We start from the raw sequence: 17381 nt of genomic DNA, 5'->3' as shown, positions 1-17381 counted from the left end.
GGTTTAGCGTATTCGTATGCCTGATCATGAGCCGGAGCCGCACCAGGACGGTGCACACCAGGCCGGTGCACACCAGCACGGCGCGCACGGGCGCGTGCCCACCCGGAGCGAGCGGTGGGACGCGTTCAAGCAGTCGCCCTTCCTGCCCGCGATCGTGCTGGTGTTCATCCTGGCGGCCGCCGCCGGGCTCTTCGCCGGTTCGTACACGTTCTCCATGGCGAAGCCGACCCCGCACCACATCCCCACCGCGGTGGTCGACGCGAAGGACAAGGGTGACTCGGCCCGCGGCAAGGCCTTCCTCGACGGCATGGAGAAGGCACTGAACGCCTCCCTGGAGGTGCGCAGGTACGACACCCGGGAAGCGGCGCGGCTGGACGTGGAGGAGCAGAAGGTCTTCGCGATCCTGGACGTGGCCCGCGGCGGCGACAAGGTGACGCTGGACGTCTCCGGGGCGTCCGGCGCCTCCGTCGCGCAGGTGCTCGCGGAGACCGCGCCGAAGGTCGGCGAGAAGGTCGGCGTCCCCGTCACGGTGAAGGACATCAAGCCGCTCCAGGAGGGCGACCCGCGGGGCCTCGCCATCTTCTACATCTCCCTCGCCGCCGTGATCATCGGCTTCGTGGGGGCGATCCAGCTGAGCGTCCACGCGCGGGGCCTGAACCCGGCCGAGCGGATCGGGTTCACCGTGCTGTACGCGCTGCTCGGCGCGTTCGTCATCTCGGCGGTCGTGGACTGGTGGCTGGGCGCGCTGGATCTGCCCTTCGTGGAGTCCTGGCTGATCCTGGCGCTGACGATGTTCGCGTCGGGCATGGTCTTCACGATGTTCAACACGCTGTTCGGGCGCTGGGCGATGATCCCGACGTGGGGCCTGATGGTGCTCCTCGGGAACCCGTCGTCCGGTGGCGCGGTGTCGTGGCCGCTGCTTCCCTCGGTGCTCGGTCACATCGGCCAGTGGCTGCCGCCGGGGGCGTCGGTGAACGCGCAGCACACGGCGGTCTATTTCGGCGGCCACCAGCACGCGTTCCCGTTCCTGGTGCTCGGCGCGTGGGCGCTGGTGTCCTCGACGGTGTTCTGGGTGTGGCGGCACCGCCATCCGGGCGGCCGGGCCTCGGCACCGGCCCACGCGGGGGCGTGACGGACCCGGGAACGGCAGAAGCCCCGCCGGTGGCGGGGCTTCTTGAAGAAGTGGCTGGGGCCGGGATCGAACCGGCGACCTATCGCTTTTCAGGCGATCGCTCGTACCAACTGAGCTACCCAGCCACGCGATCCGCGTGGAATCGCAAGCGGTCCTGACGGGATTTGAACCCGCGGCCTCCACCTTGACAGGGTGGCGAGCACTCCAAACTGCTCCACAGGACCAAGCGTTGTGCGAGCACTAGTCTCGCACAAGGTGTTGCGTGCCCCCAACGGGATTCGAACCCGTGCTACCGCCTTGAAAGGGCGGCGTCCTGGGCCACTAGACGATGAGGGCTAAGAGGCCCGCCTGGGCGCTTTGCAGCGCGTCGGGGACGTGAGAAGCATATGGGATGCGGGGAGGTATCGCCAAAACGCTTATCCGGGCCCCGGGGACCGGTCCTCCGGAGACCGGTCGGATGAGGGGCCGGGAGAGGTCGGGGCGGCGGGCGCGCCGGGGCGGTTCTCCTTGGGGAGATGGCGGCTGACCTCCGCCTTCGTCAGACCCAGGCCGCCCAGCCTGATCTCGTCCCAGGCCTGCAGCCGTTTGGTCGTACGGTCCAGGTAGAGGACCGACGCCTCGACCGGGTCGGGGTACTCGTCGTCGACCGCGCGCAGCCCGCTGCCGCCCGTCGACCCCTCGACGCGCAGCCGCGTGCCCTTCTCCATGACCTCCATCTCCTGGCGGTGGATGTGCCCCGCGAGGACGAGCGGCACCTCGCCGTCCGTCTCCCGCGCCGCCGTCGGGTTGTGCGCGACGGCCACGTCGACCGGGGTGCCCGCCGCCCGTTCGGCGCGCAGGGCGGACGCGAGGCGTATGCCCGCGATGTGCTCGACCGCGTCGCCGCCCGCCTTCTCCGAGCGGTCCGGCGTGTACTGCGGGTCGCCGATGCCGGCGAAGCGCAGGCCCGCGACGGTCTCGGCCCTGCCGTCGTCGAGGACGTGGACGTTCTTGAAGCGCTCCAGGTAGCGCTGGGTGGTGTGCGAGTCGTGGTTGCCGCGCACCCACACGTAGGGCGCGCCGAGGTCCGCGATCGGGTCGAGGAAGCCGTTCTCGGTGGCCGAGCCGTGGTCCATGGTGTCGCCCGAGTCGACGATGACGTCGATGCCGTACTGCTCGACGAGAGACGAAATGATCTTCCAGCTCGCCGGGTTCAGGTGGATGTCCGAAACGTGCAGGACGCGCATCGTGGTGGGGTCCGGCTGGTACGCGGGGAGGGTGGACGTCACGTCGTAGAGCTTGGTGACATTGGTGACCAGGCGCGCCAACTCCTGCTGGTAGACGTCGAATTCGCTGACGATGCTGCGGGCGTCGCCGACGACGGAGGGGGCGCTGCTCAGCAGGCCAGAGAACTTCGGCTCCAGGACGGACTTCGGGTTCCAGGTGGCGTACGCGGCCGTGCCGGAGGCCGCGAGGAGGACGAGCGCGAGGCCGCCGGCCGCCAGGGCGCGGCGCGGGCGGCGGTAGACGGCGAGGCCGAGCGCGGTCGCGCCCGAGACGACGGCGACGCAGGAGCGTACGGCCAGGTCGAGCGTGCCGTGGCCGACGTCGCGCGCGACCTCGTCCTGGAGGCCGGAGAGCCGCTCGGGGTGGTCGACCAGGGCCTGGGAGCGCACCGGGTCGAGGCGGTCCACGTCGACGTCCAGGCGGATGGGGGCCGTGTGGGAGCGGAGTTCCAGGGCGCCGAGCGGCGAGACGTTGATCTTCGTGCCGCCGGAGACGGAGGGACGCAGGGTCATGCGGGTGTCCATCGGGCCGACCGGGGCGCGCACGCTGCCGACGATGAGGAGCCCGAGCCAGGCGCCGAGCAGGACGACCGTGATCAGGCCGAGGGCGCGGGCGTACGGGTGGGGTGGGCTGACCAGCTCGTTGACGGGGTGGGTATGGCGAGCGCGGTAGTGGCCTACGAGGGCGCGGCCCGCCCTGCGTACGCCCTGGGGGACGACCGTGAAGTCGCGGGCCATTGGTCCCGTATGCCCATGTGGGTTGGTCACTATGCCGGGACGGGGCGAGGGGTGTGGCCGACAATGGGGGTGTGCTGGAGATGACGCGCGAGGAGTTCGAGGAACTGGTCGGCGAGGCGCTCGACCGGATTCCGCCGGAGTTGACCCGGCTGATGGACAACGTGGCCGTTTTCGTCGAGGACGAGCCACCGACCGAGGATCCCGAGCTGCTCGGGCTGTACGAGGGGACTCCGCTGACCGACAGGGGCGAGTGGTACGCCGGGGTGCTGCCGGACCGCATCACGATCTACCGGGGGCCGACGCTGCGCATGTGCGAGTCGCGCGAGGACGTCGTCGCCGAGACGGAGATCACGGTGGTGCACGAGGTCGCCCACCACTTCGGGATCGACGACGAGCGGCTGCACGCGCTGGGGTACGGGTGAGCGGGCCGGGCGCGGGTTCCGCGGGCGTCGTCCGGGGATGAGTTCCGGGGACGTGTGAGCGAGGGTGTCCGGCCGGGTGTGCGGGGCGCGGTGCGGGGCGGGCCCGTGGGGGTTGCCGTCCGTGTCCTCTTGCGGGCCGCGGGAGTTGGGCAGGGCGTCTCGATTCTCAGCGCCTCAGGAGGTGCTCGGCCGTGCGCCAGTTGTACGTTCCCGTCCGTTGGGCCGCGGTCGCGGTGGCCGTAGCGGCGACCGCGGGCTGCATGAGCATCGGTGACGACGGGAACGGCCCGGCGCCCGACCGTTCCGCGGGCCGGCACAGCGGTGCGGCCGCTCCCGACGGCGACCCCGTGACGCAGGGCGGTGACGTCGACGCGGAGGACGGGCGCGGGCGGGGCGGCGGGCGCGGCAAGGGCAAGAAGAAGGGCAAGGGCCGGGCGTCCCGCGGGGGCGAGGCGGAGCAGGGTGCGGTCAAGCCCTCGGAGTCCTCGTCGGCGACGCGGTCCGAGAAGCCGCCGAAGCCCGGCGGTCCCGGCAAGCCGGCCCCTACGCGTCCCAGGCCCACGCCGACGCGGACGACCGCGCCGCCGGACCCGCCGAAGCCCACGCCGACCCCGACGCCGGATCCGACCACTCCGGAGCCGTCGTCGTCGGAGGGGTCGGGAGGCCAGGGCGCGCAGCTGCAGCGGCGGGACGAGGAGATCGTGGGGCGCGAGCCGTCGCCCCAGGTGGGTTTTCACTAGCCGGTGGAGGCCCCCGCAGCCTGTGGAGGCCCCCGCAGCCTGTGGAGACCCCCGCAGCCTGTGGAGACCCCCGCGCACGCCCCTCCGTACGTCTGCACGCCTGCTCGGAAACCCCTCCCGGGTATCCCGGAGAGGGGGCGGTTTGCCATCTGGGGTGGGGGGTGCGTATGGTGGTAGATCGTTTGATCCCATTTGCCCGGCGCCGACACAGAAGAGCGCCGCGTGGCGCGTACTCTCCCTTGCCGTGGCTGACCGCATCGAGGCGGTCCATTGCGAAATCACGGAGTTGACGGGCGCGTGCCGAGACTCCGGAAGGTTTCGCATTTCGCATGTCCATTTCTCATTCTGACCACGCCGTCCTGCCCGAGAACGAGACGTCCGACGAGCTGACGGTGGAGACCGTCGTCGAAGCCGTCGAGACCGTCCAGGCCGCCGACGTCGTGGAAGCCGCCGAGCAGGTCGTCGAGACCGAGCAGGCAGCCAGGACCGAAGACGTCGTCGAGGCCGAAGAGGCCATCACGGACGCCGCCGAAGACGCCGAGACCGGCCCCACCTTCGGTGACCTCGGACTGCCCGAGGGCATCGTCCGCAAGCTCGCCCAGAACGGCGTCACCGCCCCCTTCCCGATCCAGGCCGCGACCATCCCGGACGCCCTGGCCGGCAAGGACATCCTCGGCCGCGGCCGCACCGGCTCCGGCAAGACCCTCTCCTTCGGTCTGCCGATGCTGGCGACGCTGGCCGCCGAGGGCCGCACCGAGAAGAAGAAGCCCCGCGGCGTCATCCTCACGCCGACCCGTGAGCTCGCGATGCAGGTCGCGGACGCCCTCCAGCCCTACGGCGACGTGCTCGGCCTGAAGATGAAGGTCGTCTGCGGCGGTACGTCGATGGGCAACCAGATCTACGCCCTCGAGCGCGGCGTCGACATCCTCGTCGCCACCCCGGGCCGCCTGCGCGACATCATCAGCCGCGGCGCCTGCTCGCTGGAGAACACCCAGATCGCCGTCCTCGACGAGGCCGACCAGATGTCCGACCTGGGCTTCCTGCCCGAGGTCACCGAACTGCTCGACCAGGTCCCCTCCGGCGGCCAGCGCATGCTGTTCTCGGCCACGATGGAGAACGAGATCTCCACGCTGGTCAAGCGCTATCTGAACGACCCGGTCACGCACGAGGTCGACAGCGCCCAGGGCAACGTCACGACCATGACGCACCACATCCTGATCGTGAAGCCGCGCGACAAGGCGCCCGTCACGGCCGCCATCGCCGCGCGCAAGGGCCGCACGATCATTTTCGTCCGCACCCAGCTGGGCGCCGACCGCATCGCCGAGCAGCTCTGCGACTCCGGTGTGAAGGCCGACGCGCTGCACGGCGGCATGACGCAGGGTGCCCGCACCCGCGTGCTCGAGGACTTCAAGAAGGGCTACGTCAACGCCCTCGTCGCCACCGACGTCGCCGCCCGCGGCATCCACGTCGACGGCATCGACCTGGTCCTGAACGTGGACCCGGCCGGCGACCACAAGGACTACCTGCACCGCTCGGGTCGTACGGCCCGCGCCGGCCGCAGCGGCACGGTCGTCTCGCTCTCGCTCCCGCACCAGCGCCGCCAGATCTTCCGCCTCATGGAGGACGCCGGCGTCGACGCCACGCGCCACATCATCAACGGCGGCGGCACCTTCGACCCGGAGGTCGCCGAGATCACCGGCGCCCGCTCGATGACCGAGGTGCAGGCCGACTCCGCGGGCAACGCCGCGACCCAGGCCGAGCGTGAGGTCAAGGACCTCACCAAGGAGCTGGAGCGCGCCACGCGCCGCGCCGCCGAGCTGCGCGAGGAGGCCGACCGCCTCACCGCGCGTGCCGCCCGCGAGCGCGGTGACGACCCGGAGGTGGCGGTCGCCGAGGCCGCCGCCGCCGCTGAGGCGGTCGTCGAGGCCGCCGTGTCGGTGCCGGAGCAGCCGGCGCCCGCCGCCGAGCGTTCCTCCTCGTACGACAACCGTCGCCCGCAGCGTGACGAGCGCGGCAACTACGAGCGTGACCGCCGCAACGACCGCGGTGGCGACCGTGGTGGCGACCGTGGTGGCTTCAACCGTGACCGTCGTGACGACAGCCGTGGTGGCGACCGTGGTGGCTTCCGCCGCGACGACAACCGTGGTGGCGGCTTCAACCGCGACCGTCGTGACGACAACCGCGGCGGTGGCTTCAACCGTGACCGTCGTGACGACAGCCGTGGTGGCGACCGTGGCGGTTTCCGCCGCGACGACAACCGTGGTGGCGGCTTCAACCGCGACCGTCGTGACGACAACCGCGGTGGCGGTTTCCGCCGCGACGAGCGTCGTGACGACAACCGTGGCGGTGGCTTCCGCCGCGACGAGCGTCGTGATGACAACCGCGGTGGCGGCTTCCGCCGTGAAGAGCGTCCCTCGAGCGGCTTCCGCCGCGACGACCGCCCGTCCGGCGGCCACCGCGGCAGCGACCGTCCGTTCAACCGCGACCGCCGTGACGACCGTCCCTCGGGCGGCGCCCACCGCTCCGGCGGCCACGACCGCCCGTCGTACAACCGCCGCGACGACCGCTCCGGCACCGGCACGGGTTCGTTCGGCCGCCGTGACGACAAGCCGCGCTGGAAGCGCAACGGCTGACCGGTAGCCAGACCGGTGGCACGATCCGCGTGACCGAAGGGCCCGTCCGACACTCCAGTCGGGCGGGCCCTTCGGCGTAAACGGCGATACCCGATCGGATGTCGAGGCCCGTCCCGCTATGCTCGGGGGTGCACCGACGCGGACCGTTAGCTCAATTGGCAGAGCAGTGGACTTTTAATCCATTGGTTGTGGGTTCGAGTCCCACACGGTCTACGGGGAAAGCCCCCGGTCAGCCTCCGCTGGCCGGGGGCTTCGCTCTGCGGCCTGCCGGTTCAGTGACTGCCGCAGCTGTTCGGCGATGCGCGGGGGGACCGGCTCGTCCGTGGTGCCGGCCACCACCATCTCCGCGATCAGCCGCAGTTTGGTGTTGGTGCGCTGGGAGGTGTCCACGAGCACCTTCCAGGCGCCCTGGGGGCCGTGCGCGCCGACGGCCATCAGTACGCCACGGGCCTGGTCCACCACGGGGCGGCCGGTGAGTGCCCGGTGCAGCTGTGTGTTCTCGCGCCGGAGCGCCTCGGCCTCGATCTGCAGCCGAGCGACACGCCGTTTGGACTCGGCCACCAGACACTGACTCAACTCGGATGCCCGGTGCGCCCTCAGCATGAGGCGGAGGCTGCGTTCCCGGGTGGCGTCGAGGTCCTTCAGCAGAACGTTCACGTCTACCGCCATGGAGGGAAGCTGCCCACGTCCCGCGCTTTCAAGGCAAGTTGTCGTGGGACGGGCCGGAGGGGGCGGGTCGGCCGTCGCCGCAGCACGGGCCGCACTCCAGGCGTGGCTGCCCGGGGGCGCCGCCGATGTTGTAGGCCAGGCGCTGCTCGACGCCGCAGGTGCGCAGGTCGAATCCGCACCGGGCGCACAGGAGCCCCATCGCCGCGGCCTGTTCGGTCGTCCAGCTGGGCCACTCCGCGGCGAGGGACGGCAGGAGCTTCATCACCATGCCGGTGGAGCGTGCCTCGCAGTACGGGAAGGGGAAACCGAAGTGCGCGTCGGGAATCTCGTCGATCTGCTGCCGGAGCTGCGGCATCCAGCGGACCAGCGTGGCCAGGTCCGCGAAGTGCACGCGGACCTCCTGGCCCTTGCGCGGGTCCCCGCCGCGGCCCCGCGGCGGGCGGAACGCGACCACGATCGTGTGCGGCACCTTGAGGACGTCCAGGTCCCGGGAGAGCTCCGCCGCGGACAACGTCCACGGTCCGGTCCGGTACTCGCGCCACAGCGCCAGACCGCCGCCGGTCAGCACGCTGTCGCTGCGCACCGCGGAACCGATTCTGCGCTGTGCGGCCTGTTCGTCCTCGGTTACCACTTGGGCCATGGGTGTACCTCCTGATCGCACGTACGACTGCTACGACTGCGCGGTGAAAGGGCGGCGCCGGCGTCGCGGATGTGCCTGGAGGTGGGGTTCGTCGCGGAGCGCCGGGCGGACGTGTTCGGGCACGCTCGGGCGTCGGGTCTCCACGGTCGCCTCCGAGGTCTGGGGAAGCCGGGCGTCTGTGCGCCTCCGGCCATCCTGCCCGCGGCGGCCGGAGGCCAGCCACCGCGACTCGGCCGCGTCTCGAAACGATCGGGCGTTGGCGCGGGCCCGGTCCCTCCGTCGCCCGAACGGACCAGCCCGGCCGTGCGCGGCCGCGGCGCGCGGGCGACGCTGGACTGCCGGTGGCCGCCCGGAGGCCGGCGGCGCGGCGGGAGGTTCGGCAATGGCAGCAGTGGCTCGCAGGCGACGGCAGCGCGTTCTCGTACTGCTCGTGGCACCGCTTCTCGTCGCCCTCGCAGCGGGCTGCGGTGGCGGTGGCTCCGGTGAGGACGGGACGCGTACCGCCGCGGCCCGGCCCCTCGATCTCGCGTTCACGCATCCCGGTGTGCTCGTCGGCAAGGAGCAACTGGAACGGGCCCGGGACCGGGTACGGGGGCGGCAGCAGCCCTGGTTCGCGGCGTTCGAGCAGATGCGGCACAGCAAGTACGCGGCCGCCGACTACACCGCGCGGCCGTACGCCGTCGTGGAGTGCCCGCCCGACACCCGGCCCGGGCGGGGGTGCGTCGAGGAGCGTGAGGACGCGCTGGCCGCGTACACGCACGCCCTGCTCTGGAACGTGACCGGTGAGCGCGCCCACGCCGAGAAGGCCGTGCACATCATGGACGCCTGGGCGAAGGCGATCACCCGGCACACCGAGGACAACGCCGGGCTGCAGACCGCCTGGGCCGCCTCGTCCTGGGCACGTGCCGCCGAAGCCCTGCGCTACACGTACGACGGGTGGCCCGACGGGCAGCTCCTGCGCTTCGAGCGGATGCTGCGCAACGCCTACCTGCCCCAGGTCCGCGACGGTGCCGTCGAGCGCAACGGCAACTGGGACCTGGTCATGGCCGACGCCACCATGAGCATGGCCGTCTTCCTCGACGACCACGCCACGTTCGAGCAGGCCGTGCGGCACTTCAGGACGCGCGTGCCCGCGTACTTCTACCTGGAGTCCGACGGGAAGCTGCCCGTCTCCCCGGCGGGCAGCGGCATCGACACCGCCGCCGAGCTGAAGAAGTACTGGTTCGGGCAGGGCACGTACGCCGACGGGCTGTCGCAGGAGACCTGCCGCAACTTCAAGCACGCGAGCTACTCGCTCGCCGCCACCTCGCACATGGCGGAGACCGCCCGGCACCAGGGCGTCGACCTGTACGGAGAGGTCAGGGACCGGCTGCGGGCGGCCTTCGAGTTCCACTCCAAGTACCAGCTGGGCGCGGCGGCGCCGGCCTGGCTGTGCGGCGGCAGGGTGCAGCGCGACATGGGACCCGACACGGAGGTCGGCCTCAGCCATCTGCGGGGACGGCTGGGGCTGGAGATGCCGCAGACCGAGAGGTACACGCGGGAGCGGCGGCCCGAGGGCACCGACGACCTCTTCGTGGCCTGGGAGACCCTCACGCACGCCGACAACGTCTGAGTGGTTCGACGCACCCCTCCGGATGGCGTAGAGTTGTGTTCATCGACGCGGGGTGGAGCAGCTCGGTAGCTCGCTGGGCTCATAACCCAGAGGTCGCAGGTTCAAATCCTGTCCCCGCTACTGAAGGCCTGAGGCCGGGAAGCATCAGCTTCCCGGCCTCAGGTGTTTTCCCCGCCGTAACCCGGTCGGCCCACACCAACTCGCACCCTCCCGCCGCTGCGGGAACCCTGAATGCAGCGCGGTGATGGGCGCGGACTCGGCGGGAGACAAGCGGTGGGGCAGCGAGGAAATCCCGACGACAGGGATGCCAGGGAGGCCAGGGGGACCACCGGGCCCGAGCGGGCGTTCGTCCGCTCCCTGCCGCTCCTGCTCCTCGTCGTCGGTGTCGTGTACGACGCGGCGACCCCGTCGGAGTTCACCGCGTCCCCCCTCTTCACCGCCGCCCCCCTCATCGCCGCCCCCTTCTACTCGCGGCTCAACACCGTCCTGACGGGTGTCGCCGCCACGGCCGCCGTCCTCTTCCTGCACTACGGCAGCACGATCAGCAGCCAGGTCGAGGCCGTCACCGAAGTGGTCACCGTGGTGACCGTCGCCGCGCTCGCGATCGTCATCAACCGCGTCGTGCGGCGCAGCAACGACCGGCTCGCCATCGCCCGTTCCATCTCCGAGGCCACGCAGCGCGCCGTGCTGCCCGAACCGGATCCGCGGATCGGCGGGCTCGACTTCGCGGCGCGGTACGAGGCCGCGCAGGCGGACGCGTTCATCGGGGGCGATCTGTACGCGGTGCAGGACACCCCGCACGGCGTGCGGCTCATCGTCGGTGACGTACGCGGCAAGGGCATGGGCGCGGTCGCCGCCGTCGCGGTCGTCATCGGCGCCTTCCGGGAGGCCGCCGAGCAGGAGGCCACCCTGGAGGCGGTCGCGCAGCGCCTGGAGCGGGCGCTCGCCCGCGAGGGCACCCGGCGCGACGGGCTCGACGCGTTCGAGGGGTTCACCACCGCGGTCCTCGCCGAGATCCGGCACGGCGAGGGCGCCGTACGGCTCGTGAACCGCGGGCACCCGCCGCCGTTGCTGCTGCGCGGCGACGGGCGGCTGTGCGTCCTGTCGGCGAGCGAACCCGCGCTGCCGCTCGGCATGGGGGACCTCGGGACCTGGCCGGACCGCGCGGACGAGACGGAACTGCCGCCCGGCGCGCTGCTGCTCTTCTACACGGACGGCCTCTCGGAGGCGCGCAACGCGGCGGGGGAGTTCTACGATCCCGCGACCCGGCTCGGCGGGCGGATCTTCCCGGGCCGCGGCGGCCCGCACGCGCTCCTCGCCGCGCTGGCGGGGGAGGTGCGGCGGCACACCGGGGGCGGCATGACGGACGACATGGCGCTGCTCGCGGTGCGGCGCCCCACCGCCGGGGACCTGGACGTCGCGGCCGACGCTTCCGACGTCACGTCCGGTGACTGAGGTGCAGCCCTCCGCATAACAACTGACGCTCTGTCAAGAGAATGTGAAGTTCCGGTGTTTGGGAAGGTGGGGTCAACTCGCCCCGTTCCGACCCTTCGTGTCCCGATGTGTACGGCCGATGAGCGTTAACGATCAACTGGAACAGCTTGGAATACCGACCCGCTGTCTATTAACGTTCGATAACGCAGCGCGGTCGTCCCAGCCGTCACTAGAGGCGGCTCCGTGCGCACACGCCTAATCCCGCAAGGGAGCCGGGGAACCACCAACATGGGGTGAATCGGGCATCTGTGCATCCGTGTCAGATGTTCGTAGGAGACCTTCCTGCTCCGAACCCGTCAGCTAACCCGGTAGGCGAGAAGGAAGGAAAGGAGTGCGCCCCAGTGGCGTCCAACCGGCCTGCCCCCCAAGCCGTGTACGTTCCGAATGACGACGACTTCGGTTCGTACGACGAGGGCTCCTTCGAAGAGTGGAACCCCACCGAGGAGTCCGTCCGTCCCGTCCGCGGCAGGCACCGTGTGCACAAGAAGGGCGGCGGGCTCGCCCGCAGCTCCACCGTGCTCGGCGTGGGCGTCATCGCCGCCGTCGGCGCGGGCGGCATCGCCACCGCGCAGGACGGCAAGCCACCGGTCTCCATATCGATGCCCGACCTGGGCGCGGTCACCGACTCGCTGCCCGAGGCCGAGTCCCTGCCCGGCGTGGGCTCGTTGATGTCCGACGACGACGCCGCGGACACCGCCGTCGCCGCCTCGGCCCCCCTCACCGCCGCGGGCGTCAGCACCGCCGACGCCCAGCAGGGCACCACCCACGCGGGCGAGGCCCTGCGGGCCCGCATCATGCAGCAGGCCGAGAACCAGCAGAACCAGGCGGACACCGCCGTGCGGACCGCGGCCGAGGACGCGGCCGTCAAGAAGGCCGCCGAAGAGGCGGCCGCGCAGCAGAGGGCCGCCGAGAAGGAGGCGGACGCCAAGGCCGCCGCCAAGAAGAAGAAGGAGGAGGAGGCCCGGAAGGCGAAGGCCGAGGCCGCGCGCCTGGCCAAGCTCGCCAAGAGCTACGTCATCCCCACCTCCTCGTACACCCTCACCTCGCACTTCGGCGACGCCGGCTCCATGTGGTCCTCGGGCCACCACACCGGCCTGGACTTCGCGGCGCCCACGGGCACCCCGCTGAAGGCCGTGCACACCGGCACCGTCAAGGAGGCCGGCTGGGCGGGCGCGTACGGCTACCGCACCGTGCTCGAACTCGAGGACGGCACGGAGGTCTGGTACTGCCACCAGTCGTCGCTCAACGTCAGCGCGGGCCAGAAGGTCTCCACGGGTGACGTCATCGGCCGCGTCGGCGCGACCGGCAACGTCACAGGCCCGCACCTCCACATGGAGGTCCACACGCCGGGCGGCTCGGGGATCGACCCGCTCGGGTGGCTGCAGAGCAAGGGCCTCAACCCCTGATCGCGCCTTCGTAGGGGCCGGCCACCGCTTGCTTGTGGCCTGCACGGAATTCCGTCTCCGATGGGGGCGTTGAGGAGGATATGACTTCTCTTCGCCCACTCGGCTCCTCCGACCTCGAGGTCTTCCCGCTCTCCCTCGGCGGCAACGTCTTCGGCTGGACCGCGGACCGGGCGGCGTCCTTCGCCGTCCTCGACGCCTACACCGCGGCAGGCGGCAACTTCATCGACACCGCCGACGCGTACTCGGCCTGGGTCGACGGCAACAAGGGCGGCGAGTCCGAGACCCTCATCGGCGAGTGGCTCGCCGAGCGCGGCAACCGCTCCGATGTCGTCGTGGCCACGAAGGCCGGCTCCCACCCCGAGTACAAGGGCCTGTCCGCCGCCACCATCAAGGGCGCCGCCGACGCATCCCTGAAGCGCCTCGGCACCGACTACATCGACCTCTACTACACCCACTTCGACGACACGTCGGTGCCCGTGGAGGAGATCATCGGCGCGCTCGACGAGCTGGTGCGGGCCGGCAAGGTGCGGGCGATCGCCGCGTCGAACATCAGCCCCGAGCGGCTCCAGGAGTCGCTCGACGTCTCCGACCGCGAGGGCCTCGCGCGCTACGTGGCGCTGCAACCGCACTACAACCTCGTCTCCCGCGACACCTACGAGGGGCCCCTCCAGGAAGTCGCCTCGCGCTCCGGCCTCGCGGCTGTCCCCTACTTCGGGCTCGCGGCGGGCTACCTCACCGGCAAGTACCGGGCCGGTACGCGCGTCGAGAGCGCGCGCAGCTCGCGGGTCGAGGCGTACGTGGGGACGGAGCGGGGCGACCGTGTCCTCGCCGCCCTCGACGAGATCGCGCGGGCGCACGGAGCGCAGGTCCCGACCGTGGCGCTGGCCTGGCTCGCGGCGCAGCCCACCGTGGCGGCGCCGATCGCCTCCGCGCGGACGGTGGAGCAGCTGCCGGCGCTGCTCGCGGTGGCGGATCTCGAACTGACGGAGGCGGATGTCGCGGCGCTGAACGCGGCGTCGGCGTAAGGGCGCGCCCTAGGGGCGGTAGGGGTTGTACGCCGTCGGGTAGCCGTAGGCCGGGTAGGGCTGCGGGGGCCCGTAGGGGAGAGGGGCGTGCGGAGGGCGGCCGCCGTACGCCCCGTACATTCCGTACGGCGGCACGGGGGGCATGACCGGTGCCGTCGCCTGTGCCGCGTACGCGAGGGCGGGGCGGGCCGGCTCGCGGCGTTCCCACAGCTTCTCGAGGAGTTCCCGCTCGCGTACGACGAAGTCGGCACCGGCCCGTCCGCGGCGGCCGCGGTGGCGCAGGAACGCGAGGGACGTCGCGTACATCTGGTACTCCGCGACCGTGCGGGCCGCGGGCTTCCCCCAGGTGTACGCGGCGTAGTCGCGGGCCAGTGAGCGGGCGCGCATCGAGCCCAGCGCGAACGGTTCGGACGGGGTGAGCCAGCCCGCCGCCGCGTACACGGGCAGCTCCTCGCGGATCGTGCGCAGTTCGCGCTGGCGGGTCCAGATGGCGAGCCAGGTCAGCAGGCCGAACGCCGGGAGCATGAAGAGGGCGTACACGGTGAAGAACCCGAACTGCCCGAAGACCGCGGAGCCGTTCCACAGCGCGTGCATGCCCATCGCGAGGAGCAGCCCGGTGAGCGGGAGCAGCACGCGGCGCACCATCTGCCGCTCGGCCGAGAGCGCGGCGATGCCGAAGCCGATGCCGGTCAGGACCGTGAAGAGCGGGTGGGCGAACGGCGACATGACGACGCGCACGAAGAAGGTCGCGGCGGTCACGGAGGCGAGGCCGCTCTCGCGGCTGAGCTGGTCGGTGACGAAGGCGTTGCCCAGGTAGAGGATGTTCTCGGTGAACGCGAACCCGGTCGCGGTCACCCCCGCTATGACGACGCCGTCGACGATGCCGGTGAAGTCGCGTCTGCGGAAGAGGAAGACGAGGAGCACGGCCGCGGCCTTCGCGCTCTCCTCGACGATCGGGGCTATGACCGTCGCGCCGAGGGTGTCGGCGCTGCTCGGGTCGGCGGTGGCGGTGGCTATCCAGCGGATCGCGAAGCTGTTCGCCACGATCGCGACGAGAGCGGCGGCGCAGGCGCCCCAGGAGAAGGAGAAGAGGAGGTTCCGCCAGGGGCCCGGTGCCACGCGGTCCAGCCAGCGGAACGCGGCGACGAGGAGCGGTACGGGCACGGTCGCGAGGCCGAGCCCGACGAGGAAGCCCTCGGTGCCGGTCTGCTCCCTGACCAGGGCGAGGATGACCAGGCCGGAGAGTGCGAGCAGGGTGACGAGCGCGCCGACGCGTATCGCGCGCCGCTGCCACCAGCGGACACGGAGGAGCTCCCTCGGGGCGGGCGCCTCGGGGGGTATCGGATACGGGGAACCGGTGGCCACGTGGTCGACCCTAACGAGGGATGGGGGTGGCCGCGACGGTGCCTCAGTCCTTGGCGGTCGTCGTGGTCGGGGCGACGCGCCGGAACAGCAGGTCGTGGACGACGTGGCCCTTGTCCAGGCCCTGGCCCTCGAAGCGGGTGCGGGGGCGGAAGTCGGGGCGCGGCGCGTATCCGCCGTCGGCCCGTGTGTTCTCGAAGTCGGGGTGCGCGGTGAGCACCTCGAGCATCTGCTCGGCGTACGGTTCCCAGTCGGTCGCGCAGTGCAGCAGCGCGCCGGGCTTGAGGGAGGGCGCGGCGAGCGTCAGGAACTCGGGCTGGATGAGGCGGCGCTTGTGGTGGCGGGCCTTGGGCCAGGGGTCGGGGAAGTAGACGCGCAGTCCGTCGAGGCACTCGGGCGGCAGCATCTCGCGGAGCAGGATGATCGCGTCCCCGTTGGCCACGCGGACGTTGTCGAGGCCGTTGCGCTCGGCGAGGCCGAGGAGGTTGCCCTGGCCCGGGGTGTGCACGTCGACGGCGAGGATGCCGGTGTCCGGGTCGGCGGCGGCCATCTTGGCGGTGGCCTCGCCCATGCCGAACCCGATCTCCAGGACGACGGGCATGTCGGGGCGCGGCCCCTGCTCGTCGCCGAACAGCTCGGCGAGGTCGAGGGTGCGGAGCCCGTCGATGTCCAGGCCCCACGTGGGCCAGAGCCGCCGCAGGGCGTCCCCCTGGCTGGTGGTCACCCGGCTCCGGCGGGGCTGGAAACTACGGATCCGCCGCTCGTGGTGCGACCCGGCGGGATCGGGCGAGGGCCCCCCAGGGAACCGAGGAGCCCCGGTGACGCGCCCGCCACCCCGGGACGGGTCGACCTCAGAGGCGTCGGAAGCGTCGGGGGCGTCGGGAGCATCGGCGTTACGAGATGAGTCAGACACAGTGCGCCAATTTTACGGCGAGCGAGGACCGCCTCACGGCCACCCGGCGCCGGGCGGGACCTCAGCCCCCGTCCTCAGCCCCCTCCGTCCCCTCAACCCCCTTCAGCCCCTCAGTCCCCCTCCCGCAACGCGCCGACCGCCCTGCGAGCCACCTCCCTGCCGATGGGCAGGGACGCCGTCGCAGCCGGCGAGGGCGCGTTCAGAACGTGAACCGTCCGCGCCCCCTCCCGTATGAGGAAGTCGTCGACCAGCGTCCCGTCCCGCAGCACCGCCTGCGCCCGCACCCCCGCGGGCGCAGCCACGAGATCGTCGGGCCGGACCGCCGGCAACAACCTCCGCACCGCCTCGGTGAACGCGGACTTGGACGCGGACCGCCGCAGCTCCCCCGCCCCGTACCGCCAGTGCCGCCTGGCCATGTGCCAGGACCCGGGCCAGCCGATCGTCCCGGCGAGCTCGCGGGGACGGACGACCGACCATCCGTATCCCTCCCGGGCCAGCGCCGGCACCGCGTTCGGCCCGACGTGGACGCCGCCGTCGATGCCCCGGGTGAGGTGGACGCCGAGGAAGGGGAACGCCGGATCGGGCACGGGATAGACGAGGCCCCGCACCAGCTCGGGCCTGGCCAGTTCGAAGTACTCGCCCCGGAACGGCACGATCCGCATGCCGGGGTCGTCCCCGGTGAGCCGTGCGATCCCGTCGCAGTGCAGCCCCGCGCAGTTCACGAGGACCTTGCCGCGCACGACGGCCCCGTCGGCGGTGCGCACGGCGACACCCAGGTCGGCGCGGCGGTCGATCCGGACGACCTCGCCCCGGACGCCGTACCGGATCTCCGCCCCGGACGCGTCGGCCAGGCGCGCGGCCACCGCGCTGTAGTCACATATCCCGGTCGTGCCCACGTGGATCGCGGCGAGTCCGCGGACCTCCGGTTCGTACTCGGTGATCTGCGCGGGCCCCAGCTCGCGCACCGGAATGCCGTTCTCCCTGCCGCGCTGGACCAGCGCGTGCAGGCGCGGCAGCTCGTCCCGCTCGGTGGCGACGATGAGCTTGCCGGTGACCTCGTGCGCGACGCCGTACTCCGCGCAGAACTTGACCATCTCGGCGGCGCCACGGACCGCGTACCGCGCCTTGAGGGAGCCCGGGCGGTAGTAGATCCCGCTGTGGATCACGCCGCTGTTGCGGCCCGTCTGGTGACGGGCGGGGCCCGCCTCCTTCTCCAGAACCGTGACCCGCGTGCCGGGAGTGGTGCGCGTGAGGGCATACGCCGTCGCGAGCCCGACGATCCCCCCGCCGATCACCAGCACGTCGCAGTCGTACGCGACCTTCTTCACCG

At 71.8% G+C, this 17381-nt stretch carries 14 protein-coding genes, 5 tRNA genes and 1 riboswitch; of the genes, 10 read left to right on the top strand and 9 right to left on the bottom strand.

Going from position 1 to position 17381, the window contains the following annotated elements; all coding sequences use genetic code 11:
* The first annotated feature begins 16 nt into the window (after positions 1–16).
* Positions 17–1132: an ABC transporter permease gene (locus AC07DO_RS11010; RefSeq protein ID WP_479058644.1), complete on the top strand. Its 1116-nt coding sequence runs from the start codon at positions 17–19 to the stop codon at positions 1130–1132.
* Positions 1133–1183: 51 nt separating this feature from the next.
* Here the strand turns inward: AC07DO_RS11010 and AC07DO_RS11005 are convergent.
* From AC07DO_RS11005 to AC07DO_RS10990, 4 genes are all read right to left on the bottom strand, one after another.
* Positions 1184–1257, bottom strand: a tRNA-Phe gene (locus AC07DO_RS11005).
* Between the two features lie 24 nt (positions 1258–1281).
* Positions 1282–1356, bottom strand: a tRNA-Asp gene (locus AC07DO_RS11000).
* 39 nt (positions 1357–1395) lie between these two features.
* A tRNA-Glu gene (locus AC07DO_RS10995) sits at positions 1396–1468 on the bottom strand.
* 80 nt (positions 1469–1548) lie between these two features.
* Positions 1549–3135 carry a metallophosphoesterase family protein gene (locus tag AC07DO_RS10990; protein ID WP_479058643.1) on the bottom strand — a complete coding sequence of 529 codons (1587 nt, stop codon included), beginning with the start codon at positions 3133–3135 and terminating at the stop codon, positions 1549–1551.
* A 71-nt stretch (positions 3136–3206) separates the two neighbouring features.
* On the opposite strand from AC07DO_RS10990, the gene AC07DO_RS10985 reads away from it, so the two are divergent.
* From AC07DO_RS10985 to AC07DO_RS10970, 4 genes are all read left to right on the top strand, one after another.
* Positions 3207–3557, top strand: a complete 351-nt coding sequence (locus tag AC07DO_RS10985; RefSeq protein ID WP_479058641.1) for a metallopeptidase family protein — start codon at positions 3207–3209, stop codon at positions 3555–3557.
* A gap of 191 nt (positions 3558–3748) precedes the next feature.
* On the top strand, positions 3749–4297 hold the full coding sequence (locus tag AC07DO_RS10980) for a hypothetical protein (RefSeq protein ID WP_479058639.1): 549 nt from the start codon (positions 3749–3751) through the stop codon (positions 4295–4297).
* Between the two features lie 329 nt (positions 4298–4626).
* On the top strand, positions 4627–6930 hold the full coding sequence (locus AC07DO_RS10975; protein WP_479058637.1) for a DEAD/DEAH box helicase: 2304 nt from the start codon (positions 4627–4629) through the stop codon (positions 6928–6930).
* Positions 6931–7070: 140 nt separating this feature from the next.
* Positions 7071–7143: transfer RNA gene (locus AC07DO_RS10970), tRNA-Lys, on the top strand.
* Here AC07DO_RS10970 and AC07DO_RS10965 read toward each other — a convergent pair.
* Both AC07DO_RS10965 and AC07DO_RS10960 read right to left on the bottom strand, forming a co-directional pair.
* Positions 7141–7599, bottom strand: coding sequence for an ANTAR domain-containing protein (locus AC07DO_RS10965; protein WP_479058635.1), 459 nt, complete (start codon positions 7597–7599; stop codon positions 7141–7143). The two genes, AC07DO_RS10970 and AC07DO_RS10965, sit on opposite strands and share 3 nt — an antisense overlap.
* 28 nt (positions 7600–7627) lie before the next feature.
* Positions 7628–8239, bottom strand: a complete 612-nt coding sequence (locus AC07DO_RS10960) for a hypothetical protein (protein ID WP_479058634.1) — start codon at positions 8237–8239, stop codon at positions 7628–7630.
* Between the two features lie 382 nt (positions 8240–8621).
* Between AC07DO_RS10960 and AC07DO_RS10955 the strand changes: the two genes are divergently transcribed.
* The 5 genes from AC07DO_RS10955 (at position 8622) to AC07DO_RS10935 (ending at position 13776) form a co-directional block, all read left to right on the top strand.
* The gene (locus tag AC07DO_RS10955) at positions 8622–9851 is read left to right on the top strand and encodes an alginate lyase family protein (protein WP_479058633.1); all 1230 of its coding nucleotides are present in this window, start codon (positions 8622–8624) and stop codon (positions 9849–9851) included.
* Positions 9852–9897: 46 nt separating this feature from the next.
* Positions 9898–9971 (top strand) — tRNA-Met (locus tag AC07DO_RS10950).
* Between the two features lie 111 nt (positions 9972–10082).
* Positions 10083–11306: a PP2C family protein-serine/threonine phosphatase gene (locus tag AC07DO_RS10945; protein WP_479058631.1), complete on the top strand. Its 1224-nt coding sequence runs from the start codon at positions 10083–10085 to the stop codon at positions 11304–11306.
* Positions 11307–11527: 221 nt separating this feature from the next.
* A riboswitch (cyclic di-AMP (ydaO/yuaA leader) is annotated at positions 11528–11675 on the top strand.
* 11 nt (positions 11676–11686) lie between these two features.
* Positions 11687–12751 carry a M23 family metallopeptidase gene (locus AC07DO_RS10940; protein WP_479058630.1) on the top strand — a complete coding sequence of 355 codons (1065 nt, stop codon included), beginning with the start codon at positions 11687–11689 and terminating at the stop codon, positions 12749–12751.
* 80 nt (positions 12752–12831) lie between these two features.
* Positions 12832–13776 (top strand): aldo/keto reductase, encoded by a 945-nt coding sequence (locus AC07DO_RS10935; protein ID WP_479058628.1) that lies wholly within the window; start codon positions 12832–12834, stop codon positions 13774–13776.
* A gap of 9 nt (positions 13777–13785) precedes the next feature.
* On the opposite strand, the gene AC07DO_RS10930 is transcribed toward AC07DO_RS10935, so the two are convergent.
* From AC07DO_RS10930 to lhgO, 3 genes are all read right to left on the bottom strand, one after another.
* Complete coding sequence (locus AC07DO_RS10930) at positions 13786–15141, bottom strand: PrsW family intramembrane metalloprotease (protein ID WP_479058626.1); 1356 nt, start codon at positions 15139–15141, stop codon at positions 13786–13788.
* Positions 15142–15184: 43 nt separating this feature from the next.
* On the bottom strand, positions 15185–16051 hold the full coding sequence (gene trmB / locus AC07DO_RS10925) for a tRNA (guanosine(46)-N7)-methyltransferase TrmB (RefSeq protein ID WP_479058624.1): 867 nt from the start codon (positions 16049–16051) through the stop codon (positions 15185–15187).
* 110 nt (positions 16052–16161) lie between these two features.
* Positions 16162–17379, bottom strand: coding sequence for an L-2-hydroxyglutarate oxidase (gene lhgO, locus AC07DO_RS10920; protein WP_479058622.1), 1218 nt, complete (start codon positions 17377–17379; stop codon positions 16162–16164).
* Positions 17380–17381: the final 2 nt, after the last annotated feature.

The sequence above is a fragment of the Streptomyces sp. NPDC045678 genome (assembly GCF_056432085.1).
Note: the sequence above shows the minus strand (reverse complement) of the source record. Positions and strands in the feature narration are given on the sequence as shown.

What these genes read in the sequence shown, in the direction of transcription:
- AC07DO_RS10945 (WP_479058631.1), top strand. Translation starts at nt 10,083, where the DNA reads ATGCAGCGCGGTGATGGGCGCGGACTCGGCGGGAGACAAGCGGTGGGG.
- AC07DO_RS10960 (WP_479058634.1), bottom strand. Translation starts at nt 8,239, where the DNA reads ATGGCCCAAGTGGTAACCGAGGACGAACAGGCCGCACAGCGCAGAATC.
- AC07DO_RS11010 (WP_479058644.1), top strand. Translation starts at nt 17, where the DNA reads ATGCCTGATCATGAGCCGGAGCCGCACCAGGACGGTGCACACCAGGCC.
- AC07DO_RS10935 (WP_479058628.1), top strand. Translation starts at nt 12,832, where the DNA reads ATGACTTCTCTTCGCCCACTCGGCTCCTCCGACCTCGAGGTCTTCCCG.
- AC07DO_RS10965 (WP_479058635.1), bottom strand. Translation starts at nt 7,599, where the DNA reads ATGGCGGTAGACGTGAACGTTCTGCTGAAGGACCTCGACGCCACCCGG.
- AC07DO_RS10990 (WP_479058643.1), bottom strand. Translation starts at nt 3,135, where the DNA reads ATGGCCCGCGACTTCACGGTCGTCCCCCAGGGCGTACGCAGGGCGGGC.
- AC07DO_RS10975 (WP_479058637.1), top strand. Translation starts at nt 4,627, where the DNA reads ATGTCCATTTCTCATTCTGACCACGCCGTCCTGCCCGAGAACGAGACG.
- AC07DO_RS10955 (WP_479058633.1), top strand. Translation starts at nt 8,622, where the DNA reads ATGGCAGCAGTGGCTCGCAGGCGACGGCAGCGCGTTCTCGTACTGCTC.